This window comes from Flavobacterium sp. (assembly GCF_031423415.1).
GTDB lineage: Bacteria > Bacteroidota > Bacteroidia > Flavobacteriales > Flavobacteriaceae > Flavobacterium.
In genome coordinates this window covers 13,071-36,376 of record NZ_JANPFL010000016.1, presented here as the reverse complement: position 1 = coordinate 36,376, position 23,306 = coordinate 13,071, and the positions used below count along the sequence as shown (strand labels likewise).

The following is a 23,306-nucleotide window of genomic DNA, read 5'->3' as shown; positions in this document are numbered from 1 at the left end:
TAAAAAAAATCGGAGCAGAATTAATTCTGTACCGATTTAATATTATTCTAAAGGATAGCTCAAACCACATTTTTGAAAAAACTAAATTAAAACAAAGTAATTTGTCCGTCTTCATTGGGTTGAATATCGTCGAAATCTTGATCTGCAGGACCTACTTCAGTTTCTCCTTCTACTTCCAGTTCTTCCGGAACTACTTCTGCCGGTTCTTCGTAAGGCAAAGGTTCTAAAAGATTAACTTGTTTTAATTTATCGGTAGTCAATTGATTTCCTTGTGCTTTAAAACCTTTCACAGCAATAAAATTTTCAATGTCTACCTTTTGATTTTCTTTTTGTACCCCTTTTATTTTCGTGAAAACTAATTCGGCCATCGGTCGATGATCAGTCGAGACTATTTCTAATTGCGATTTCGGATGTTCAGTGATAAAGCTTTCTTCTTTTCCCTCTGTTTCTACAAAAAAGCGTTTTACATAATAGCGTTCTTTTTCGCCATCATAATAAATGGCAGAAATTGGTTTTTTAGGATGCCATTTTTCCAAAACGACCATATCTTCATCGAAATGCGTTGCCAATTCTGGAATAACGACTTTTAATTTTCCCTTTTGGGAAATGATCAAAATCTTATCATTCGGTCTAAATTCTCCCAGTAGTTCTCCTCTAGCATCTACATTTAGTCTCTGAACAGTGTCGTCAAACCAAATTTTTCTGGGTAGTAATGTCGAAATTCCTTTTTCCTTAATTTCGATTTTTTTGATTGGGTATTTAGTAACCAAATTCCCTTTTGAAGCGCGACCTTTGATAGCCATTTCGGCAAAGTCCAAATCCCATTTTAGTTTTTTGACACTTCCTATTTGTCGCAATAAAATCGTAATTACCTCAGCTTCACCATTTGGATTATGAGTAAAATATAAAACTTGTGATCCTTTCGTTTCATTGGTCAAATCATATAATTTATCTCTTGTAACTCCCGAAACATTGAAACGCTTTATATACGATGGTCCTGATTTTCCATCACGGTAAATCATATTGTAAATCGTTCTTTTATCGCTTTTATCAAAAATAGCCACGTGAATAATGTCTTTTCCAACAAATTTTTTGTCATCGACTTTGCAAATCATCATATTTCCATCACGAAGAAAAACAATCACATCATCAATATCGGAGCAATCGGTAACATATTCGTCTTTCTTCAATCCGGTACCAACGAAGCCTTCTTCCCGATTCACGTATAATTTCGTGTTCCTCAAAGCCACTTTGGTTGCTTCGATATTATCGAAACTACGCAATTCTGTTTGGCGTTCGCGACCTTTTCCGTATTTGTCTTTTAAACGCGTGAAATAAGTGATTGCAAAATCGATTAGATTATTTAAATGATGTTGCACTTCCTTCATTTCGTCTTCCAGTTTTGCAATAAAATCATCGGCTTTATCCGAATCGAAACGCGTAATGCGAATCATCGGAATTTGCGTTAATTTTTGCAAATCGTCATCATTAATTTCCCTGACGAATGATGTTGCGAAAGGCTCAAATCGGTCGTACATATAGACGTACAAAGATTCTCTGTCCGAATACAATTTGAAATCGATGTACATTTCTTCCCGAATAAATATTTTTTCTAAAGTCGAAAAATGCCATTTGTTTTTAAGTTCTTCTAATTGGATTTCAAGTTCTGCTTTCAGCAATTGAACTGTTCTTTCGGTAGAAATTTTCAACATATGAGAAACCCCAACAAACAAAGGTTTGTTGTCTTCAATCACACAACCCAATGGCGCTACCGAAGTTTCGCAAGCCGTGAAAGCAAACAAGGCGTCGATGGTTTTGTCTGGAGAAACTCCCGGAAAAAGATGGATTAAAATTTCAACCTCAGCAGCTGTATTGTCCTCGATTTTCTTGATCTTGATTTTGCCTTTTTCATTGGCTTTCAAAATACTGTCAATCAAAGTCGTCGTATTGGTCGAAAATGGAATTTGGGTAATGACCAAAGTATTTTTGTCGAACTGCGCAATTTTTGCACGAACACGAACTCGTCCGCCACGCATTCCATCATTATAATTAGACACATCCGCAATTCCTGCTGTTTGAAAATCCGGAAAAAGGGTAAAGGATTTTCCTTTTAATATTTTTATGGAAGCATCAATCAATTCATTGAAATTGTGTGGCAACACTTTTGTGGAAAGTCCAACAGCAATACCCTCTGCACCTTGAGCCAAAAGCAACGGAAATTTTACAGGAAGATTATTCGGTTCGGCACGACGGCCATCATAGGAAACACCCCAATCGGTAATTTTCGGAGAATACAAAACTTCCAAGGCAAATTTAGACAAACGCGCTTCGATGTAACGAGAAGCCGCAGCGCTATCGCCTGTGAGGATATTTCCCCAGTTTCCTTGACAATCGATTAGCAATTCTTTTTGTCCAATTTGCACCATCGCATCACCAATACTCTGGTCACCGTGCGGATGGTATTGCATTGTATGCCCAACAACATTCGCTACCTTGTTGTAACGACCGTCATCCAACTCTTTAAGCGAATGCATAATTCTACGCTGAACGGGTTTAAAACCGTCCTCAATTGCCGGTACAGCACGCTCGAGAATTACATAGGACGCATAATCCAAAAACCAGTCTTTATACATTCCTGTAACTTTGGTAATGGTGTCTTCGCTGTTTTCGTCGTTCTCGTAAAAATGCCCAACGCTGCTTGAAGTTTTTATATCTTCAAAACCTTCTTCATTTGAGGATTCGAATACTTCTTCGCTATTTTCGTCTTCGTTTGGGTTGATGTTATCTTCGTCTTCGTCTTTCATTTATGCTGAACTGTTTCAGTATTTCTTTTATATAATGTCTTTCCAACTCTATTTATATGCTCAATGAGGGATTCCGATTTTAAATCTTCAAAAACAGAAATATCGAATTTGTATGGAATAAAACTATCATCCAATTTATACCATAACTTACTTACATCTGATTTCGTAATATTCCCTTTTAATGTAATATCAATATCTGACCCTTCTTTATAATTACCCTTAGCTCTAGACCCATAAATAATAACCTCATCGATAGACGAGCAATCATCAATTATTAATTGAATTTCTTTGAAGCTTTTAGGATAAATTCCAAACATTACAGTAAGCCAGTCATTTTAGTAAAAAACAAATTAAATTCTTGTATGTATTTTTGCGAAACGTTTTCTAAAATTTGTCTCAATGTTGCTTCCTCATAGGTGTGTGATGACAAATTTCTACTTTTAATCATTTCCATCCAAACTTCACCATCTTGAATCAAGCCTACTTTAAAGGCTTCACGAATCGCATCTCTACTACCATTTATTTCAAAATTTCCCTGATAATTCAAATAATCTTTCATCAATTTCCACGATAATTCGTGAGTAAATTCAAATCTTTGAACAAAACCTTCTTTCTGCAAATCATCCATTTTTTCAAAATCCATTGCGACAGCAATGTTCAAAAGTTTTAAAGCATTACTATAATGTTCAAACCTTTGTTTCCAACGAATATCTTGATTTTCCATAACTTTCAATTTAACTTACTTCAATCGTATCTAATTCTACCTTCAAATTATTGATGATAAACTCTTGTCGGTCTGGCGTGTTTTTTCCCATATAGAAAGACAACAACTGCTCTACCGAGGTGTTTTTATCCATCATAATGGGATCCAATCGGATGGTTTCGCCAATAAAATTCTTGAATTCGTCTGGCGATATTTCTCCCAATCCCTTAAATCGCGTGATTTCCGGTTTTGGTTTTAATTTTTCTATGGCTGCTTTTCGTTCGTCATCAGAATAGCAATAAATGGTTTCCTTCTTATTTCGAACCCTGAAAAGTGGCGTTTGCAAAATATACAAATGTCCTTCCTTGATTAATTCTGGGAAGAATTGCAAGAAAAACGTAATCAACAACAAACGTATGTGCATTCCATCGACATCGGCATCGGTGGCAATTACAATGTTGTTGTACCGCAATTTTTCCAATCCATCTTCGATATCCAAAGCGGCTTGCAAAAGATTAAATTCTTCGTTTTCATACACAATTTTCTTGCTCATTCCGTAGCAATTCAATGGCTTTCCTCGCAAACTGAAAACCGCTTGCGTATTCACATCACGAGATTTCGTGATGGAACCGGAAGCCGAATCACCCTCGGTAATAAAAAGTGTGCTATCTAAATTTTTTGGATTCTTGGTATCGGGAAGATGGGCGCGACAATCTCTTAATTTCTTGTTGTGCAAGTTGGCTTTTTTGGCCCGATCTGTGGCTAATTTTCGGATACCAGAAAGTTCCTTGCGTTCCCGTTCCGCTTGCAAAATCTTTCGTAACAAAGCATCCGCAGTTGCTGGATTTTTATGCAAATAACTGTCGAGTTTGTTTTTTACGAAATCATTGACGAAAGTACGAACTGAAGGCATTCCCGGATCTGAACCCATATCAGTCGAACCTAATTTGGTTTTAGTTTGCGATTCGAAAACGGGTTCCATTACTTTTATACTAATCGCAGTAACAATAGATTTACGAACATCCGAAGCTTCGAAACTTTTGTTGTAATATTCCCGAATGGTTTTCACTATGGCTTCGCGATAAGCCGCCAAATGTGTTCCTCCTTGCGTAGTGTTTTGTCCGTTTACAAACGAATGGTATTCCTCGCTGTATTGGGTTTTGCTGTGTGTCAAGGCAATTTCGATGTCGTCGCCTTTCAAATGTATGATTGGATATTCAAGATCATCGTTATGGATGGTTTCTTCCAATAAATCTTTCAATCCATTTTCGGAAAAATATTTTTCGCCGTTGAATAAAATAGTCAAACCATTGTTCAGATAACAATAGTTTTTGAGCATTTTTATTATGTATTCATAACGGAATTTGTAATTTTTGAAAATCGTTTCATCCGGAATAAAAGTAACTTTGGTTCCTTTTCGTTTGGTGTTTTCGATAATTTCTTCGTCCAAAACCAAATTTCCTCCTGAGAATTCAGCTCCTTTTTGCTTTTCATCCCGAACCGATTCCACACGAAAATAACTAGACAATGCATTCACGGCTTTTGTTCCAACGCCATTCAAACCAACGGATTTTTTGAAGGCCAAAGAATCGTATTTTCCACCCGTATTCATCTTAGAAACAACATCAATCACTTTGCCAAGGGGAATTCCACGACCGTAATCGCGAACCGAAACCGTTTTTTCTTTGATGCTTACCTCGATGGTTTTGCCTGCGCCCATAACGAATTCATCTATACAGTTGTCCAGCACTTCTTTGAGCAAAATATAAATACCATCATCGGATGAAGAGCCGTCTCCAAGTTTCCCTATGTACATTCCGGGACGCATTCTGATGTGTTCTTTCCAGTCGAGTGAACGTATGTTATCTTCGTTATATTGGGTTTGATCTGACATTTTAAATTGTATCGAATTTTCGCTAATATAGTGCAATTTGATGCAATTTAAAAGAAGGAAATGTCAAAGTTATTAAGAATGTTTTTGACAGTGGATTTTTCATTTTGGATTTAGAAATTCTCAATAATTTCCTTCAACTTGTTATCTAATTTTTCATTCGAAATTCTTTCTTTTTCTAAATCAAAATTGTCATTGAAACTCGGCAAAGAAAAAGTTCCTTTAAGGATTGCGCCAAATCTTGGAAAAGCATTTTTGGCAATTTCAAGAACTGAAGCTCCACCTCTTGCTCCTGGCGAAGTTGCCATCAGCAACATTGGTTTATCTTGAAATACTTTGCCACCAATTCTAGAACACCAGTCGTAAACATTTTTGAAAGCTGCCGAATAATTCCCGTTGTGTTCTGCAAGAGAAACCACCAAAATGTCGGCAGTTGCAATTTTTTCTAAAAATGCTTTCGCTTGAGGATGTTGCCCGATTTCTTTCTCAATGTCCACGCTGAATAAAGGCATTTGAAAATCGTTTAAATCCAATACCTCAACCTCGGCTTTTTCGAAATGACTGGCTGCATAAGTGGCTAATTTTTTGTTGATAGACTGTTGACTGTTACTTCCGGCAAAGGCGATGATTTTCATATTATTTTGTTTTATTAATATTAATTATTTTGTACTTTCTTATATTCAAATTCCCCACCAAGTCTTTTTAAATTCAAAATTCGTTTAAACTCATTTCTGGAAGGTTTAATAATAAAGGAAGAAGAATCAATCATTGTCGATTTAACTTTTGTCAATGAATCTATCCTTATTAAATCTTCTTCTGAATAAATATACTTGATTTTGAGACTATTTTTTTCAACACTAATTGAATTGACAATCCAATAAATAGAATCTTTGTAATTAAGAATTAATTTTCCATCGAATCGTTTGGCTTTGTTTCTATCAGAAAAGATAAAAAAAGTGTCAATTCTTTTGTTTGAAAATTCGATTGAATCTTTGAAGTATTTACAGTCAAAAACATCTTCGTTAAATTTTGAAATATACTTGTTGCCTACTTTATCAAAATTCAGTTTTAAAGAATCAAACTCTCTTTTAGGGAATCGAAATTTGTCGTAGGACTCCTTTAAAATTATACCGTCCTTAATACTTAAATATATTGAATCAGAATTCATAAACAACCCTTGAAATTTATTGGGGATTTTTGACAATTCGGCATCATTTATGGGTTGGGGATTTTCAAAATAGAACCTGAGTCCGCTTGGTGCTTCTTCAGCTCTTTTGCAAGAAAACAAAAAAATTGAAATGAGAACCAATAAATAAAATCTCATGTAATTAGAGTTTAAGTTAAAAATATAAAAAGCGATTTGAGCCTATAAAGAAACTTTAAAAGGAAACTAAAATTGTGTTATAGACTAAATATCACTTCTTATAATACTTTCTCAATTTGAGATTTAGTTCCTTAGGATTAAAGGGCTTTATTATATATTCATCGATACCTATAAGCATCGCTTTTTCCAGATAGCCATAAGATGCAGATGCTGTTAAAGAAATGATCGCTATTGAAGAATCCTTCTTTCGTATAATGGATGAAGCCTCGTATCCATCCATTATTGGCATAGCTAAATCCATCAAAACAACATCATACTTCCCTTTTTTGTATTTCTGAGTAGCAATTAATCCGTTTAATGCAATATCCAACGAAATATTCCAATGTGACAATATTTTCTCGGCAACTTTAACGTTAATTAGATTGTCTTCTACGAGAAGCACTCGCATTCCTTCGAGATTTTCTTCTTTATAATCGTAGTATAAATGGTCGTTTTTTAAATCGGAACTATCCGTAAAATATGGAACTTTTAAAACAAAACTAAAGTTAGATCCCTTGCCAATTTCACTTTGCAAAACAATATCAGAATCTAGTAATTGCAGTAGCTTTTTTGAAATCACTAATCCCAAACCTGTGCCACCATATTGTCTTGTAGTGCTTTTTTCTGCTTGTTCAAATTGATGAAAAATTTGTTCAAATTTAGCACTTTCTATACCAATACCATCATCGATAACTTGAATTTTAAAGACTGAGTCATGCCCTCTTTTTTCTAATTGATCAATTTTAATTTGAACCAAACCATTATTGGTAAACTTAAGGCCATTTGAAACTAAATTAGTAATAATTTGTCCTATTCTTAGAGGATCGCTTATTACGTTTGCAGTAAAATCTTTATCGATTATAATTTCAATTTTATTTGAATTTTCTGATGCCTTAGCTTCAAAAGATTTTGCGATATCCAATACTAATTCCTTAAAATCAAAGGGGATTTTTTCAATATCTATTTTACCAGCTTCTATTTTGCTAAAATCCAAAATATCATTTATTAGAGAGAATAAATTTTGAGCTGAATATTTTAAAACTCCAAGGTTTTCCTGAAAACTAGTAAAAGAATTTTCTTTTTCCATGATATAAATCAAACCAATAATAGCGTTCAATGGTGTTCGAAGCTCGTGACTCATAATAGAAAGAAAATCCGATTTCGCATCATTTGCCTTTTCAGCATATAATTTAGCAACAAATAATTCATTCTCAAATTCTTTTTTGGAATCAATTTCTTTGTTCAAAATATTTAATAAATCAATCAAGTTATCCTCATTATACAACTTAATTTCATCGTTATTTAATTGCTTAATCGCATAAATTAGCTTGTTTTGTAAATCTTCTTTTTCTTTTAATTCCTCTTTTAATTTCAAATTCATTTGAAAGTATTCAATATCATTTAAACAGGTTGACTGTTCAAATAATTCAGCATCACGTTCATAACTCATATAGGATAAATTTACCGCTTCTATAAACTTACTAATGGCCTCATTATCTGTAACGAGGTCATCCGACAGGAATTTATTGATCTGTCGTTTTAGTTGTCTATGTAAATTTTCCTTATTCATTATAATTATGATTCATAGATCGTGGTAATAGTCATGGTCTGATTATGTAATTCACAAGCAACTTTTTTTAGAGTTGGAGAAATTTCACCGTATGAATAAAACCCACAAATAAGTATTTTTTCTCCAAAAACTTCTCTAACAACTTCAATTTCTTCCTCTATTCGATTTCCCAATACTATTTTCCTACCTACGCAACTTACCAATAAAGCTAATTCAGGTTCGTATTTCTGCTTTGAATAAATACGCTCCGCTGCATTATAAGATGCATCTATTAGCTTATCAAAATTACCTGTCATCAATCTAACGGAAGAACCTTGCGGGATATTACCGGCAAAAGTCATCGATTTATTTTCTTCATCAATTGACAAGATGGTTCTCACTACAGGTTCCGCATTATTATTTTCTTTCATCGATAGCGGAAAATAAAGGGAAGATGCAGGTAATTGGTCAGCATATTTTCCAAGGTATTCTTTGTATAAATCCAAAGCAAACCGATCTCCAATTTTATAAAGCACATTTTTTTCGGAATGGGTAACTTCACGTTCTGGACCAAAATGGCTCCAACCACCATCGGAACCAAAACCAAAATGTATTGCTTCTCCATAAAATCCTATTGCTACAATTTTTCCTGCAGCAGCATCTTGATTTAATCCAACAATTGTTTTCTCGAAATTATATTCATCACCCGCTAATCCACCAAATATTGGAATTGATTCTTTAGTTTGTATCATCAATTCGTTAATCAGCTCTGTCCCATTGACAAAACTACCTTCTGAAATTATCAGAATAGATTTTAAATCCGCTGACATAAGGGTTTCTTTTATCGTTTTTCCTAGAGCCTGAATATCAGAATTTAATACGATGTCAATTTCCGAAACTTTTATTTTTGTTTTTTCGAATTCAATGGCTGTTGCCACTACTTCATTTTCTACTAATTGAGTATTGGAAATTTGTCCCGAAGTGGAGCAAATTACTATTTGAGCATTAGGGTAAAGGGTTTTTAATTTTTGAAAAGGAAGCGTTTTCTCTAAAAACGTTCTTTCTCCGAAAGCAAGTAGTAAACTCGCTTTTTGAGGATAAAAATGTTCGCTTGAAAAAATTACTTTTTCATCGTTATTTTCATTCAATTTAATTTGCTGCAGTTTCATACACTTGTTCCTTAATGTTCTATAAAGAAACTAAAATGAATTTATAAAAACAAAAAAAAACCTATAAAAATAAATTTTATAGGTTTTTCAATAATTTTAAATGGTATGATTATTTACACATTGAATCTAAAGTGCATCACATCACCATCTTTTACAATGTATTCTTTTCCTTCGACTTTGAATTTTCCGGCTTCTTTACATTTGGCTTCTGAACCATAATGAACGAAATCTTCATACGCAATTACTTCGGCACGGATGAAGCCTTTTTCGAAATCGGTATGAATCACTCCTGCAGCTTGCGGCGCTGTTGCTCCAATATTGATGGTCCAAGCACGAACTTCTTTGACACCGGCTGTAAAATACGTTTGTTGTTTTAATAATTTATAAGCGGCACGAATCAAAACCGATGCGCCTGGCTCGGTCAGTCCCATATCTTCCAAGAAAATTTGCCTTTCTTCGTAGCTTTCCAGTTCCGTAATATCAGCCTCCGCTCCTACTGAAAGGATAATCACTTCGGCATCCTCATCTTTTACTAATTCGCGAACTTGATCCACATAAGCGTTTCCGTTTACTGCCGAATTTTCATCCACATTACAAACGTATAAAACAGGTTTTGCGGTAATTAATTGAAAACCTTCCATCAAAACTTCTTCGTCGTTATTTTGGGGTTTTATGGTTCTTGCAGATTTTGCTTGAAGCAAAGTTTCTCTAATTCTGTCCAATAGCGCTTTCTCAGTTTGCGCTTCTTTATTTCCGGTTTTGGCCGCACGATTTACTTTTTCGAGACGTTTTTCAACGTTTTCTAAATCTTTCAATTGCAATTCGATGTCGATGGTTTCTTTGTCGCGAATAGGATCTACATTTCCATCAACGTGGACGATATTATCATTATCAAAGCAACGCAAAACGTGAATAATTGCATTACATTCTCTGATATTTCCCAAAAATTGATTTCCTAAACCCTCGCCTTTGCTAGCTCCTTTTACCAATCCTGCAATATCAACAATATCAACAGTTGCCATTTGAACGCGTTGTGGTTTTACTAATTCTTCCAGTTTAGCCATTCTCGAATCGGGCACGTTTACAACTCCGATATTGGGTTCTATGGTACAAAACGGAAAGTTGGCACTTTGCGCTTTTGCATTAGATAAACAATTGAATAATGTTGATTTTCCAACATTTGGTAATCCTACGATTCCTGCTTTCATTATATGTTCTTTAATTAAAAATGTGCAAATATAAGACTTAAAAAAATGTTTACCGTCTTAAAACCTACAGATTAATGCTTAGCCAATAATTTTTTTATAAAAAACAAAGCAATTTGTAAATGTTTTGTTAAAAAAATTTAAATTGCGAACTATTACAAAATTAAAGTTCAACCAAAACCAAATTATTATGAAAAAAATTACATTATTGATTTGCATACTAAATGTCTCGATTGCATTTTCTCAAGAAGCTAAACCAACCAAAACCGATGAGGTACCAAAAGAAGGAGAGCAATTGCAAGAAGTACAAATAGTTGGTTCCAGAAACACCAAACGAACTGTCGTAAACTCTGCTGTTCCAATTGACATAATTAGTGTCAAAGACGTAACCACACAAAGTGGAAAAATTGAAATTAACGAACTATTGCAATATGTGGCACCATCTTTCAACGCCAACAAACAATCGGGATCTGACGGTGCCGATCACGTTGATCCTGCCTCATTAAGAGGTATGGGACCTGACCAAACACTCGTTTTAATCAACGGAAAAAGAAGACATCAGTCCTCACTGATAAACCTTTTTGGAACTCGTGGAAGAGGAAATACAGGCACCGATTTGAATGCTATTCCAGCATCTTCCATAAAAAGAATTGAAATATTGAGAGACGGTGCCGCAGCGCAATATGGTTCTGACGCTATCGCTGGTGTAATCAATATTGTTTTGAATGACAATATCAATGAATTAACAGGAGCTGTGTCTTTTGGAGCCTATAATACTGATGCACGGGGTGATTTTCCTCCAGGAACTGCAAACACAAAAGATTTTAGATTAGATCAAAATGGAAATGGAAACAGTTTTGGAAAAAACAGACAATTTGATGGTGCTTCTACAAAAATTACAGCAAATTATGGAATTGGATTAGGAAAAAAAGGAGGATATGCAAACTTTACTGGTGAATTTTTAAATAAAGAAAAAACATTAAGACCAGGATTTGATTTTAGAAAAGGATTTGGAGAAGCCAGTATTACAGGAGTTAATTTTATGGGTAATTTATCACTTCCTATTACCGAAAAGATTGACTTTTATGCTTTTGGAGGCAGGAACTACAGAGATACAGATGCGTACGCTTTTACTCGAAATGATGGAGAAAGAGTTGTTGAATCTATTTATCCAGGAGGTTTCACGCCTCGAATTACTTCAATAATTGTTGACAATTCTATTGTTGCAGGTTTTAAAACCAAAACTACTAGTGGATGGAATATTGATTTAAGCAATACTTATGGTAAAAACATTTTTGATTATACCATAAAAGGTACATTAAATGCCTCGCTACAAAGTGCTTCACCAACTGAATTTGATGCAGGTGGACACAGTCTTAGCCAAAACACTCTAAATTTAGATTTTTCTAAAAACTATGATGCAATACTTGAAGGAATGAATCTTGCCTTTGGAGCGGAATATAGAGTGGAAAACTTTAACATTTTTGCTGGTGAAATTGGCTCTTATGCAACCTATGACACTACTGGAAAGCCAATTACAAACCCACTAACACAGTCTGCACCAATTGACCCTATTTCTGGCGAACCAAGACCAGGAGGATCCCAAGGTTTCCCTGGTTACAGTCCAAAAAACGTTGTTGATGAATCCCGCTCTAATTTTTCTGCTTATGTTGATGCTGAATTTGATATTACAAATCAATTTCTTGTAAGCGGAGCAGTTCGTTTTGAAAATTATAGTGATTTTGGAAGCACTTTGAATGGAAAAATTTCATCGAGATTTAAAATTTCAGATCTTATTAATTTGAGAGGTTCTATAAGTACTGGATTTAGAGCACCATCTTTAGCTCAAATTTACTACAACACTAATTTTACAAATTTTAGCAGTGCGGGTGCAACCGAAGTGTTACTTTCTGCTAATGATAGCCCTGTTACAAAAGCTTTTGGAATAAAATCATTAAATGAAGAGAAAGCACTGAACGCATCATTAGGTTTTACAGTAACCGAAGGAAATTTTACCGCTACAATTGATGGCTATATGATTAATGTAAAAGATAGAATTGTACTAACTGGCTATTTTGATGCAACAGCTTTAGGATTGAATGTAGATGCAGCTCAGTTTTTTGTAAATGGTGCAGACACTAAAACAAAAGGTTTAGATCTTGTATTTGCCTGGAAAGAGAAATTTGACGGCGGCTCTTTTGGTTTTACACTTACTGGAAATATCAATCATATGGAAATTGCAAAGGTTAAAAATGGAAATCTAGATGAACAAACTTTCTTTGGAGAACGTGATAAAGCCTTTTTATTGGCTTCAGCCCCTTCAAGCAAATTTGGTTTAAATTTCACCTATGATAAAAAATGGTTTAGTGCCGGTTTATCATATACTCGATTCAGTGAAGTAAAATTATTAGATTACCAAATGCTTGAAGATGTAGCCGATTATGGTAGTTTTGCTAACCAAATTGTTGCAGCAACAGATACATATACTGCGAAAAGAGTCACTGATTTGACCTTCGGATTCAAACTTTCAAAATCACTAAAACTAAACGTTGGTGGGAATAACATTTTCAATATTTACCCTGACCAACAAGATGACTGGGTTGAAGCTGGTGGATACTGGGATGCCGTACAAATGGGTTTTAGCGGTGCCTATTATTATACAAGATTAGGGTTTACCTTCTAAATTCAATGTTTAAAATTATTAAAAAAGGGCTTTGTAAGAAGCCCTTTTTTTTATGGTAATATAGTACTAATGCTGAATATTAATCCACTTTAAGTTCAAGTTTACTAACAATTTCTTGCTCTTCTTCAGTAGTTGTTAAGCCCGAAATATACCAGTATGGACTTAAAATTGTATTTTTTTTATTAAAAAGGGTTTGATTTTTAAAGACATTGCTATCATTGTAAGTAAAATTATTAGTGCTAAAATTAGTGGTTACTAAATAATTGCTTATTTCAACGTCAATACTTTTATTCTTTTCAATGCGTTCAAATCCAATTTCTTCCTTAGATGCCACTAAATAATAATTTGAATTGTCAAACCTATAGATGTTCTTATAAGAAGATTTGTAAATGTTTTTGGAACCAATAGACGTTTTTTGTTTAACATTGATCAATATCGATGGAGATAATGAAGAACTAACTTCAAGAATTATTTTTTTCTTGTAATCGTAAATGATTTTATAATTATCACGCAATTCATCCGAATTTTCTACAGGCGAAACCAACATTACGTTGAAATCTCCATTTGCCGAATATCCCTTGATAATATAATCATACTTTTTTTTGGAATCAGAATTTAATATTGGAATTAAATATTTGAAGTTGTAATAATTTTCCATTATATTATTAAGGTTATAACCTAACACGTCGGGGCTAAATCGATCATTGGGTAAGCCATAAGACCTATTTTGTTCGACTAAAATTATGTTGTTAAAATTCTTATTTTTAATAAACAATTGAAAATTAATTAAACCATCGTTAAAACTAGTGCAATTTCCATCCGTTTTAAAAAATTCTCGCGAATACACTTTCAATCTAGCAGGAACTGTTAACTTTTTTATTGAATTTTCAATCAACGATTTGAGGATGATTTGTGGATGTTGTTTGGTTATTATAATCTCGTCTAAATCGCTAACATTGTTTTTTAAATAAATAACATTATCTGTTTTAGCTAGAGTATTCGAACGAACTACGACGGATTTGTATGAAGAATGCGAAACTTGTATGTTAGAAGAACCGGTTAAAATAAAAGTGATTTTGCCCTCAGAATTACTCAATAAAGTCTGTTTTGTTTTAACAATAAACACAGTAGCATCTTCAATAGGAAGATTTGTATCTACATCTTTTAGTAGAATTAATTTTTCGCTGCTTTGCGAATAAACTGCGAAAGAGCAAAATAAAGACAAAAATAATAGCAGTAAATAGTGCTTCATACCAATGCAATTTTAACAAATCTAACAAAACTTTTTCAGATATGTACATTTTTATTTTTCAGCGGTAAATATTCTATTGCCTTTTACATTGTTATGTTTACTATCACAAACTGCTGTTAATATTGATTTTATATTTTTAAATTATACATAAACATATAAAATATTCTATTTTTCAAATGAGTCAATCAAGGTTATTTTCCCAAAATCAAAATTTATATGTACAAAAAAAGCGATTAAGAAAAAATACTTTTAACTTAATCGCTTTATTTTATTTCCTTGCATTTAGAAAGTTTTTTAGAACTTTCGAAGGATTAATTATGCAGAAATGCTTGTCTTGCTAGCAATGTTTCTTCGCTTTCCACATGATTTTCATCAGGAACGCAACAATCTACTGGGCAAACCGCAGCGCATTGTGGTTCATCGTGAAATCCTTTACATTCCGTACATTTTCCTGGAACGATATAATATATATCGTCTGAAATTGGAGTTTGGGCAGCATCAGCATCTACTTCTTCGCCAGAAGCCAAAACCACTTTCCCTTTGATTTTAGTTCCGTCTTTATACCGCCAATCATCTGCTCCTTCGTAAATTGCAGTATTTGGACATTCCGGTTCACAAGCACCACAATTGATGCATTCGTCTGTTATTATAATTGCCATTTTTTTAAGTTTGAAGTTAGTGGTTAGAAGTCGGAAGTTTTTCACTAAGTGTTTTCACTTTTGACTTTTAACTAATTAAAGCATATTTTTGTACAAAATTACAATCAAAACTTTTCATATACAAATTAGTTATGTTCGAAAACGATAAAAAAAGAGGATTTATAGCATTAGGCAAATTTTTAAGCCAGTTTTCACAGAAAGAATCCATCCAAAGTCCATCCGTTTTGCACAACGATCTATTTTTTGCAGATTTTGAGAATTTAATACAGCTTTCGCAATCCCACAACGGTTGGTACACTCCGGAAAACGTTTGTTTTTCGATTCAATCTTGGGCTACAGCCTTGACAGAGGACAATATTAATGCATGGCTTTCACGCTATAATTTTAATGAGATAAGACCAAAAAATGTGGGTTTAATATTGGCTGGAAACATTCCTCTTGTAGGTTTTCATGATTTTCTTTCCGTTTTGATTTCGGGACATAAAGTTTTGATAAAAACATCATCGAATGATCAATTTCTATTACCTTTTTTGGCCAAATATCTTATTGCCGTTGCACCTGAATTTGCCAATAAAATTACTTTTGTAGAAGGAAAATTAGAAAATTTTGATGCCGTAATCGCTACAGGAAGCAATAATACTGCTCGTTATTTTGACTATTATTTCAAAGACAAACCCAGCATTATTCGAAAAAATAGAAATTCTGTTGCGGTTTTGAACGGAGACGAAACTAAAGAACAACTTGTCGCTTTAGGTGAAGATATTTTTAGGTATTTTGGTTTAGGATGTCGGAATGTTTCTAAACTTTTTGTACCAAAAGGCTATTCGTTCAATGCTTTTTTCGAAGCTATTTTTGAATATCAAGATATCATTCATTATGAGAAATATGCCAATAATTATGATTACAACAAGGCGGTTTTCTTGATGAGCAATTTCAAGTTATTGGACAATGGTTTTTTGACCATTAAAGAAGACAATAGCTATGCTTCGCCAATTTCGAGCATTTTTTACGAATATTACGATGCTATTGAAGATTTACAAATTCGGCTACAGTCAGAAAACGAACAAATTCAATGTATTGTAAGTGATAATCTTGTGAAAAACAGCATTGATTTTGGACAAACCCAAAAGCCAAATTTATGGGATTATGCAGATAATGTTGATACTTTGTCATTTTTACTAACAATATAGAAAAAAATAAGCAAATTATTTCGAATTATTTAACGGTTGTTTAGTGATTATTCCACTCTGATTTCCGAAATTTGCAACTTAATTTTTTGGACATAAGTTATACAATGAAAAAACACAACTATAGCGCAGGACCTTGTATTTTACCACAAGAAGTTTTTGAAAAATCAGCACAAGCCATATTAAATTTCAATAATTCGGACCTATCCATATTGGAAATTTCGCACCGAAGCAAAGATTTCGTTGCCGTAATGGAAGAAGCTCGTGCATTAGCCTTAGACCTTTTAGGATTAGAAGGCAAAGGTTACCAAGCCCTATTTCTTGCAGGCGGAGCGAGTATGGAATTTTTGATGGCTCCATACAATTTAATGAAAGAAAACGGAAAAGCCGCGTATCTTGATTCAGGAACTTGGGCGAGCGCAGCGATCAAAGAAGCCAAATTTTTTGGAGAAACGGTTATCGTTGGTTCTTCGAAAAACGAAAATTACAATCACGTTCCAAAAGGATACAGTATTCCTGCCGATGCAGATTATTTTCACTGCACCAGTAACAATACCATTTTTGGGACTCAAATGAAGGAATTTCCAGATTTGGACATCCCAATGGTTTGCGATATGAGTTCGGATATGTTTTCTAGAAATATAGATTTTTCTAAGTTTGGAATTATTTACGCCGGAGCTCAAAAAAATATGGGGCCAGCTGGAACCGCTTTGGTAATTGTTAAAGAAGAAATTCTGGGCAAAAATGGCCGTCATATTCCAAGTATGCTAGATTATGCAAAACATATCAAAGCAGAAAGTATGTACAATACGCCTCCTGTCTTCCCTGTTTATGCTTCATTATTGACTTTGCAATGGTTGAAAAATCTAGGAGGAATTCCTGCGATCGAAAAAATAAACAATGCAAAAGCAGATTTGCTTTATACAGAAATTGACAGAAACCCTTTGTTTAAAGGTACCGCAGTTGTAGAAGATCGTTCTACTATGAACGCCTGTTTCTTATTAGACACGCCTTTGCACACTGACACTTTCAATGCCATGTTGAAGGAAGCTGGAATTGTTGGATTACCTGGTCACCGTTCTGTAGGAGGTTACAGAGCATCAATGTACAACGCTTTGCCATTAGAAAGTGTGCAAGTTTTAGTAGATGTAATGAAAGATTTAGAAAATAAAATTTAGTAATTAGATCTTTTTTAGCATAAAAGATAAGAAATAAAACAATTTGAGAACGAGATTGCTTCGTTCTTCGTAATGACATAAAAAATGAAAGTATTAGCCAATGACGGAATTTCAAAAAGTGGAATTCTAGCTTTAGAAAAAGGAGGTTTTGAAGTTATAACTACAAAAGTAGCGCAAGAACAAGTGGCTAATTTTGTAAACGACAACAACGTAAGCGTAGTTTTAGTTCGAAGTGCAACCAAGGTTCGTAAAGATATTATTGATGCTTGTCCAGGTTTAAAAATCATTGGGCGTGGTGGCGTTGGTATGGACAATATCGATGTTGATTATGCTAAAAGTAAAGGAATTCAAGTAATAAACACACCTGCGTCTTCATCAGAATCGGTGGCAGAATTAGTTTTTGCACACTTGTTTTCGGGAGTTCGTTTCTTGCATGATTCAAACAGAAATATGCCGCTTGAAGGCGATTCTAACTTTGACGGCTTGAAAAAAGCCTATGCCAACGGAATTGAATTAAGGGGAAAAACTCTTGGGATTGTTGGAATTGGTCGTATTGGCCAAGCTACTGCAAAAATGGCTTTAGGTCTTGGTATGAAAGTGATTGCTGCCGATAGTTTTATTCCAACTGTAGATGTAAAAGTAGAATTTTTCGACGGACAATCTATTACAACAACGATTGTTTCTCAATCATTGGAATCTTTATTTAAAGAAGCCGATTTTATTACCTTACACGTTCCTGCTCAAGACGGTTACATTGTTGACGAAGCAGCATTAGCCACAATGAAAGATGGAGTTGGCATCGTAAACTGTGCTCGTGGTGGCGTTGTGGATGAAGTAGCTTTAATAAAAGCATTGGATTCTGGAAAAGTTTCTTTTGCAGGTTTAGACGTTTTCGAAAGTGAACCAAAACCAGAAATGACCATTTTGATGCACCCAAAAATCTCGTTGACTCCACACATTGGGGCTGCAACTGGAGAAGCTCAAGATAGAATTGGAACTGAATTAGCTTCGCAAATTATTAGTATATTGAGCTAAAAATATAGATTTGAAATATCATTAATAGGCTGTCTCACAAAGACAGCCTATTTTTTTTCAAAAAACAATTAATCAAGCATTTGTTTTTGTAATTTTATCCATCAATTCTTTTATGAAATGAGCATAACGGAAATGTGATGCAAACACCGTTGAAGATTTGTACGACCCGAACGCAGTGAACGGGCGAAGCAATTACATATGACCGATAAAAAACAATAAATATCTACATATGAAAAATCATCTTTATATAGTCGCTGTACTTTTTGCTATAGGCATTAGTTGCACTAGCAAAAAATCAGTTGTGGCAAATCCTGAAACAAACTTGACTGCAAAAAATGATACGATACAAATTAAAAATAAAGCATTAAAAGCTACGAATGACATTATTAGAATCGCCAATGATTCTCTTGAATACGAAGTAATTATTATTGACCCTGGTTTCAGTACTTGGCTCGCAAGCAGATCTTTTCCTCGTGGATATCTCTCACAATCTTACATGGAAAACAAAAATATTTTTTATATTGTAGAGTGGAATAATCGTGTGTTGCAACCGCAACGGTTCAATCCTAATTTATATGAAATGTCTATAAATTATGACAGAAATATAAACTATGGTTATGAAGTGAATTATTTGATTTATAACTATATGATTTATTTTCAAAATACCTATAATCAACGACTTTATGGTAATGTTCCACCAAGATAATATCAGTATATTTGTACTATCTATTACTAAAAGATGGAGGATTTAAAGAAACGTTGGGGAATAACATCTAATTATCAATTTGTTATTATTTTTATTGTCTTTGGAATAAATGGAACCTTGTCAGCCAGAATTTCTCGTTTTGCAATGCATTATTTTGGCATCAATAATGAAAATACGCATTGGATTTTTTATTATTTGCTTTTAGTTCTTCTCGTTTTACCCTTATATCCTTTTTTATTAATGGCCTTCGGTTACCTTTTTGGGCAATCCAAATTCTTCTTTCCTTTTTCAAAAAAAATGCTTAAAAGTATGGGATTGGGATTTTTTTTCAAAGAAGAAAAAAAGTGAATTGCACCAGTACTATTTATTAAAAAGTGAACTGATTAAGGGTGAAATGCCGATATAGTATGAAAATAGTCCAATGAAAAACTGGACTATATTGAGTACATAATCGGTATTATTTTTCTTTTTTAATCCAATAGTTATACATCCACGTCAATGTAAAAGAAGGTATAAAATCTGTAAAAGGTATTATTTCTTCCAGAAAAGCAAAAATCCCACCCACTTTCCCAACGGTTCCTTTGTACATCCACGTCATTAGAAATCCAGCCATTGGAGCCCAAACGACATCGGAGAATTCGCCCAAAAAAGGAATAGTAAACGATAGCATCCCAATGGCGTCGAATAGAATTCCTAGAATGAGATTTCTATTTTTAAAACTTGCTTGCTCAATTTTGAGATCTTTCTCCATTTTATAAAAATTTTCAAAACAAAGATACGAAGAGAAGTTGGAAGTGGGAAGTTGGAAGTTAGAAGTTAGAAGTTAAAAGTGGGAAGTTAGAAATTGGAAGTGGGAAGTGGGAAGTTGGAAGTGGGAAGTTGGAAGTTAGAAATTGGAAGTGGGAAGTGGGAAGTGGGAAGTTAGAAGTGGGAAGTTGGAAGTGGGAAGTGGGAAGTGGGAAGTGGGAAGTGGGAAGTTGGAAGTTAGAAGTTAGAAATTGGAAGTGGGAAGTGGGAAGTTAAAAGTTGGAAGTGGGAAGTGGGAAGTGGGAAGTGGGAAGTTAGAAGTTAGAAGTTGGAGGTGGGGAGTTAGAAGTTGGACGTGGGAAGGAAATGAAACTATAAAAATTTCCTCATTGATAACCAAAATCTTTGTTTCTTTGTAAAAACAGTTGCACATAATGATACGAGCAAAAAGCATTCATAAATATTACGACCAACTTCACGTATTGAAAGGAGTTGATTTACACATTAAAAAAGGGGAAATTGTTTCTATTGTTGGTGCATCGGGTGCAGGAAAAACAACACTTTTGCAAATTCTGGGAACATTAGATAAGCCAACCAACGAAAATGGAATAGAATTGCGCATTAACGATCAAGATATTTTGACGATGAATGACAAAACCTTGTCTAAGTTCAGAAATTTAAACCTAGGTTTTATTTTCCAATTTCATCAATTATTACCCGAATTTACTGCCTTGGAAAATGTTTGCATTCCGGCTTACATTGCCAATAAGTCCAAAAACGAAACCGAAACAGAAGCCAAAAGATTATTGGAATATCTTGGACTTTCGCAACGAATCAATCACAAACCCAACGAACTTTCGGGTGGAGAACAACAACGCGTGGCTGTTGCGAGAGCTTTAATCAACAAACCCGCCGTAATATTTGCCGATGAACCTTCGGGGAATTTGGATACTCATTCAGCCGAAAATTTACACCAATTGTTTTTCAAATTGCGGGACGAATTTGGACAAACCTTCGTCATTGTAACGCATAACGAGGAATTAGCCAATATGGCCGATAGAAAATTAGTGATGGTGGATGGATTGATTAGTTAGCAGGCTGCGGTGTTCAAGTGGCAGCTTGCAGAAATAAATAAAATCCGTTTCAATCAGTGTTTTGCTTAGCAAATCCGTATTATCCGCGTTCTAATGATGAATAATAAAGAACTCAAATCTTTTCTTGACGAAAAAGTCGTCCAATACAACACCCTTGATTTTATCGAAAGTGATCCTGTTCAAATTCCGCATTTGTTTTCACTAAAAGAAGACATTGAAATCGCTGGTTTTTTGAGCGCGACCATCGCTTGGGGCAATCGCAAAATGATTATCAAAAATTCTCATAAGATGATGGACATGATGGGGAATTCTCCTTATGATTTTGTAATGTCACATTCCGAAAATGATTTAGAACGATTGGAATCTTTTGTTCATAGAACCTTTAATGGTCAGGATTTTGCCAGTTTTATTAAAGGCTTACAACATATTTACAAAAACCACGGCGGTCTTGAAGCTGTTTTTGCCAGACATCAAGAACAGCATTCGATGCAAAAAAGCATTTCGGAATTCAAGAAACTATTCTTTGACACGAGTCCAGATAATTATCGGGACGAATTGGGGAAGCAAATTGAACATCAAAAACGGACTCAAAAACATATTTCTGACCCGATGAATGGTTCTGCGGCAAAAAGAATTAATATGTACCTGCGTTGGATGTGTCGGCAAGATAAAAAAGGCGTTGATTTAGGGATTTGGAAAAGTATTTCGCCTGCACTCCTATCCTGTCCGCTCGATGTGCATTCCGGAAATGTAGCTCGAAAACTAGGCTTGTTGATTCGGAAACAAAACGATGGAAAAGCGGTAGCTGAACTCGATTTAAAACTTAGGGAACTCGACCCGCTTGATCCAGTGAAATACGATTTTGCTTTATTTGGATTGGGTGTTTTCGAAGGGTTTTAATTGAAACCAGAAAGTTTTTATAATGAAGTGACTAAACTTTTGCATCATCCACTCCAAATCAATCCAAAAAAGCCCAGCTTCTAATAGTCTTCATACCAATTAAATTGATCTTCAACGATTTTGGCTTTATTCTCCTTTAAATGCTGTAAAAACGATTGAGCAACGGGAGAATGTTTTTTGCCTTTCAACCATATTAAACTCCAAGTCGTTTTAATTGGCAAGCCCTTTATGGGAATAATTTGTAGTTCATTGTTGATTAATTCACTTTTAATACCAATTAATGGCATCATTGAATAGCCTAAACCTGCTAATATAGACTGCTTGACCGCTTCATTAGAGGTTAGTTCCATCTTTTTTTGAACGGTAATGTTGTTACGTTCAATAAAACTTTCCATTGTTTGTCTGGTGCCCGAGCCTTTTTCTCGAAAAATCAACGGCAAATTAGCAATGGTTTCTATGGTACTTGGCGTTTTGCTAACGGGGTTTTCAGCATTGCCAACTAAGTACAATTTATTTTGAAGTAGGTCTAGCTTCTCGATATTTAAAGTATTAGGCAATATTGAAACCAGTGCGAAATCGACCTCATTATTTTCTAGACTATCAATTACTTTAATTTTATTAGTCACATCCATCAATAATTCTACGCCAGAATGTTGTTGAATAAAATTGGCAAGGAAGAATGGCATTACATATTTTCCGGTGGACACGACCGAAAGCTTTAAACGTCCTGCTAACTGCCCTTTGTATGCTAATGTTTTATAATTTATGGCGTAGACTTGGTTAATGATGTTTTCAGCCGCCTCCGCAATCTCCAACCCAAAATCGGTGATGTAAATTTTTCGTCCGACCACTTCCGTTAAAGGGATTTCAAATTGATCCTGAAAGTTTTTCATCTGAATAGACACTGCGGGCTGTGTCAGGTGCAATTCCTCAGAAGCTTTGGTTACACTTTGAGTTTGCACGACTTTCAGAAATATTCGCAATTGATTTAAAGTATAATTCATAAAACATATTTATATCGTGTAGTACAAATATAAATAAAAAGGAATGCCTTAGCATTGTTTTTTTGCTAGTGCGAGCGTCTCGCTCGTACATACTATAAATTATTTTTTTTTTTTGAATTAGATGCTGGGTACGAGCATGATGCTCGCACTAGCCTTTGCAGTTATTTCTGCTTGCGC

General features: G+C 34.4%; 23 protein-coding genes. 10 read left to right on the top strand and 13 right to left on the bottom strand.

The window, feature by feature from the left end; genetic code table 11:
• Positions 1-86: 86 nt before the first annotated feature.
• The 9 genes from RMO83_RS01920 to ychF form a co-directional block, all read right to left on the bottom strand.
• On the bottom strand, positions 87-2,804 hold the full coding sequence (locus RMO83_RS01920; RefSeq protein ID WP_310557980.1) for a DNA gyrase/topoisomerase IV subunit A: 2,718 nt from the start codon (positions 2,802-2,804) through the stop codon (positions 87-89).
• Complete coding sequence (locus RMO83_RS01915) at positions 2,801-3,121, bottom strand: nucleotidyltransferase domain-containing protein (protein ID WP_310557979.1); 321 nt, start codon at positions 3,119-3,121, stop codon at positions 2,801-2,803. Before RMO83_RS01915 ends, RMO83_RS01920 begins: the two co-directional genes overlap by 4 nt.
• A complete protein-coding gene (locus RMO83_RS01910) occupies positions 3,121-3,528 on the bottom strand; it encodes a nucleotidyltransferase substrate binding protein (RefSeq protein WP_310557978.1) in 408 nt (135 codons plus the stop codon). Before RMO83_RS01910 ends, RMO83_RS01915 begins: the two co-directional genes overlap by 1 nt.
• Before the next feature lie 10 nt (positions 3,529-3,538).
• Positions 3,539-5,401, bottom strand: a complete 1,863-nt coding sequence (locus tag RMO83_RS01905; RefSeq protein ID WP_310557977.1) for a DNA topoisomerase IV subunit B — start codon at positions 5,399-5,401, stop codon at positions 3,539-3,541.
• A 110-nt stretch (positions 5,402-5,511) separates the two neighbouring features.
• Positions 5,512-6,033, bottom strand: a complete 522-nt coding sequence (locus tag RMO83_RS01900) for an NAD(P)H-dependent oxidoreductase (protein ID WP_310557976.1) — start codon at positions 6,031-6,033, stop codon at positions 5,512-5,514.
• A 20-nt stretch (positions 6,034-6,053) separates the two neighbouring features.
• Entirely contained in the window at positions 6,054-6,722 is a 669-nt protein-coding gene (locus RMO83_RS01895) for a hypothetical protein (RefSeq protein ID WP_310557975.1), read from the bottom strand.
• A gap of 91 nt (positions 6,723-6,813) precedes the next feature.
• Positions 6,814-8,331 carry an ATP-binding protein gene (locus tag RMO83_RS01890; protein WP_310557974.1) on the bottom strand — a complete coding sequence of 506 codons (1,518 nt, stop codon included), beginning with the start codon at positions 8,329-8,331 and terminating at the stop codon, positions 6,814-6,816.
• A 5-nt stretch (positions 8,332-8,336) separates the two neighbouring features.
• Positions 8,337-9,479: an FIST C-terminal domain-containing protein gene (locus tag RMO83_RS01885; protein WP_310557973.1), complete on the bottom strand. Its 1,143-nt coding sequence runs from the start codon at positions 9,477-9,479 to the stop codon at positions 8,337-8,339.
• Positions 9,480-9,592: 113 nt separating this feature from the next.
• Positions 9,593-10,687, bottom strand: coding sequence for a redox-regulated ATPase YchF (ychF, locus tag RMO83_RS01880; protein ID WP_310557972.1), 1,095 nt, complete (start codon positions 10,685-10,687; stop codon positions 9,593-9,595).
• 187 nt (positions 10,688-10,874) lie between these two features.
• Here ychF and RMO83_RS01875 point away from each other — a divergent pair, with 187 nt between their 5' ends.
• Positions 10,875-13,367, top strand: a complete 2,493-nt coding sequence (locus RMO83_RS01875; RefSeq protein WP_310557971.1) for a TonB-dependent receptor domain-containing protein — start codon at positions 10,875-10,877, stop codon at positions 13,365-13,367.
• Positions 13,368-13,446: 79 nt separating this feature from the next.
• Here the strand turns inward: RMO83_RS01875 and RMO83_RS01870 are convergent, their stop codons facing one another.
• Positions 13,447-14,619, bottom strand: coding sequence for a hypothetical protein (locus tag RMO83_RS01870; protein WP_310557970.1), 1,173 nt, complete (start codon positions 14,617-14,619; stop codon positions 13,447-13,449).
• A gap of 311 nt (positions 14,620-14,930) precedes the next feature.
• Complete coding sequence (locus RMO83_RS01865; protein ID WP_310557969.1) at positions 14,931-15,278, bottom strand: 4Fe-4S dicluster domain-containing protein; 348 nt, start codon at positions 15,276-15,278, stop codon at positions 14,931-14,933.
• 131 nt (positions 15,279-15,409) lie between these two features.
• Here RMO83_RS01865 and RMO83_RS01860 point away from each other — a divergent pair, with 131 nt between their 5' ends.
• The 5 genes from RMO83_RS01860 to RMO83_RS01840 all read left to right on the top strand — a co-directional run bounded on the left by RMO83_RS01860 (position 15,410) and on the right by RMO83_RS01840 (position 19,732).
• Complete coding sequence (locus tag RMO83_RS01860; protein ID WP_310557968.1) at positions 15,410-16,468, top strand: acyl-CoA reductase; 1,059 nt, start codon at positions 15,410-15,412, stop codon at positions 16,466-16,468.
• Positions 16,469-16,572: 104 nt separating this feature from the next.
• Entirely contained in the window at positions 16,573-17,643 is a 1,071-nt protein-coding gene (gene serC, locus RMO83_RS01855; protein WP_310557967.1) for a 3-phosphoserine/phosphohydroxythreonine transaminase, read from the top strand.
• An 84-nt stretch (positions 17,644-17,727) separates the two neighbouring features.
• On the top strand, positions 17,728-18,678 hold the full coding sequence (locus tag RMO83_RS01850) for a D-2-hydroxyacid dehydrogenase (protein WP_310557966.1): 951 nt from the start codon (positions 17,728-17,730) through the stop codon (positions 18,676-18,678).
• A gap of 229 nt (positions 18,679-18,907) precedes the next feature.
• Positions 18,908-19,384, top strand: a complete 477-nt coding sequence (locus tag RMO83_RS01845) for a DUF6146 family protein (protein ID WP_310557965.1) — start codon at positions 18,908-18,910, stop codon at positions 19,382-19,384.
• Positions 19,385-19,417: 33 nt separating this feature from the next.
• Complete coding sequence (locus RMO83_RS01840) at positions 19,418-19,732, top strand: DUF6787 family protein (RefSeq protein WP_310557964.1); 315 nt, start codon at positions 19,418-19,420, stop codon at positions 19,730-19,732.
• A 109-nt stretch (positions 19,733-19,841) separates the two neighbouring features.
• Here the strand turns inward: RMO83_RS01840 and RMO83_RS01835 are convergent, their stop codons facing one another.
• Entirely contained in the window at positions 19,842-20,135 is a 294-nt protein-coding gene (locus RMO83_RS01835) for a hypothetical protein (protein WP_310557963.1), read from the bottom strand.
• A gap of 128 nt (positions 20,136-20,263) precedes the next feature.
• Between RMO83_RS01835 and RMO83_RS01830 the strand changes: the two genes are divergently transcribed.
• The 4 genes from RMO83_RS01830 to RMO83_RS01815 all read left to right on the top strand — a co-directional run bounded on the left by RMO83_RS01830 (position 20,264) and on the right by RMO83_RS01815 (position 22,125).
• Entirely contained in the window at positions 20,264-20,407 is a 144-nt protein-coding gene (locus tag RMO83_RS01830) for a hypothetical protein (protein ID WP_310557962.1), read from the top strand.
• Complete coding sequence (locus RMO83_RS01825; RefSeq protein ID WP_310557961.1) at positions 20,383-20,550, top strand: hypothetical protein; 168 nt, start codon at positions 20,383-20,385, stop codon at positions 20,548-20,550. Before RMO83_RS01830 ends, RMO83_RS01825 begins: the two co-directional genes overlap by 25 nt.
• A 15-nt stretch (positions 20,551-20,565) precedes the next feature.
• Positions 20,566-21,225, top strand: a complete 660-nt coding sequence (locus tag RMO83_RS01820) for an ABC transporter ATP-binding protein (RefSeq protein WP_310557960.1) — start codon at positions 20,566-20,568, stop codon at positions 21,223-21,225.
• A 96-nt stretch (positions 21,226-21,321) separates the two neighbouring features.
• Positions 21,322-22,125, top strand: coding sequence for a TIGR02757 family protein (locus tag RMO83_RS01815; RefSeq protein ID WP_310558006.1), 804 nt, complete (start codon positions 21,322-21,324; stop codon positions 22,123-22,125).
• Positions 22,126-22,205: 80 nt separating this feature from the next.
• On the opposite strand, the gene RMO83_RS01810 is transcribed toward RMO83_RS01815, so the two are convergent.
• Entirely contained in the window at positions 22,206-23,129 is a 924-nt protein-coding gene (locus RMO83_RS01810) for a LysR family transcriptional regulator (protein ID WP_310557959.1), read from the bottom strand.
• Between the last annotated feature and the right edge of the window lie 177 nt (positions 23,130-23,306).

Coding starts and splice junctions, on each gene's coding strand:
- RMO83_RS01910 (WP_310557978.1), bottom strand. CDS start 3,528: ATGGAAAATCAAGATATTCGTTGGAAACAAAGGTTTGAACATTATAGT.
- RMO83_RS01865 (WP_310557969.1), bottom strand. CDS start 15,278: ATGGCAATTATAATAACAGACGAATGCATCAATTGTGGTGCTTGTGAA.
- RMO83_RS01815 (WP_310558006.1), top strand. CDS start 21,322: ATGAATAATAAAGAACTCAAATCTTTTCTTGACGAAAAAGTCGTCCAA.
- RMO83_RS01895 (WP_310557975.1), bottom strand. CDS start 6,722: ATGAGATTTTATTTATTGGTTCTCATTTCAATTTTTTTGTTTTCTTGC.
- serC (WP_310557967.1), top strand. CDS start 16,573: ATGAAAAAACACAACTATAGCGCAGGACCTTGTATTTTACCACAAGAA.
- RMO83_RS01835 (WP_310557963.1), bottom strand. CDS start 20,135: ATGGAGAAAGATCTCAAAATTGAGCAAGCAAGTTTTAAAAATAGAAAT.
- RMO83_RS01915 (WP_310557979.1), bottom strand. CDS start 3,121: ATGTTTGGAATTTATCCTAAAAGCTTCAAAGAAATTCAATTAATAATT.
- RMO83_RS01905 (WP_310557977.1), bottom strand. CDS start 5,401: ATGTCAGATCAAACCCAATATAACGAAGATAACATACGTTCACTCGAC.
- RMO83_RS01890 (WP_310557974.1), bottom strand. CDS start 8,331: ATGAATAAGGAAAATTTACATAGACAACTAAAACGACAGATCAATAAA.
- RMO83_RS01850 (WP_310557966.1), top strand. CDS start 17,728: ATGAAAGTATTAGCCAATGACGGAATTTCAAAAAGTGGAATTCTAGCT.
- RMO83_RS01845 (WP_310557965.1), top strand. CDS start 18,908: ATGAAAAATCATCTTTATATAGTCGCTGTACTTTTTGCTATAGGCATT.
- RMO83_RS01900 (WP_310557976.1), bottom strand. CDS start 6,033: ATGAAAATCATCGCCTTTGCCGGAAGTAACAGTCAACAGTCTATCAAC.
- RMO83_RS01840 (WP_310557964.1), top strand. CDS start 19,418: ATGGAGGATTTAAAGAAACGTTGGGGAATAACATCTAATTATCAATTT.
- RMO83_RS01810 (WP_310557959.1), bottom strand. CDS start 23,129: ATGAATTATACTTTAAATCAATTGCGAATATTTCTGAAAGTCGTGCAA.
- RMO83_RS01860 (WP_310557968.1), top strand. CDS start 15,410: ATGTTCGAAAACGATAAAAAAAGAGGATTTATAGCATTAGGCAAATTT.
- RMO83_RS01920 (WP_310557980.1), bottom strand. CDS start 2,804: ATGAAAGACGAAGACGAAGATAACATCAACCCAAACGAAGACGAAAAT.
- ychF (WP_310557972.1), bottom strand. CDS start 10,687: ATGAAAGCAGGAATCGTAGGATTACCAAATGTTGGAAAATCAACATTA.
- RMO83_RS01820 (WP_310557960.1), top strand. CDS start 20,566: ATGATACGAGCAAAAAGCATTCATAAATATTACGACCAACTTCACGTA.
- RMO83_RS01875 (WP_310557971.1), top strand. CDS start 10,875: ATGAAAAAAATTACATTATTGATTTGCATACTAAATGTCTCGATTGCA.
- RMO83_RS01885 (WP_310557973.1), bottom strand. CDS start 9,479: ATGAAACTGCAGCAAATTAAATTGAATGAAAATAACGATGAAAAAGTA.
- RMO83_RS01870 (WP_310557970.1), bottom strand. CDS start 14,619: ATGAAGCACTATTTACTGCTATTATTTTTGTCTTTATTTTGCTCTTTC.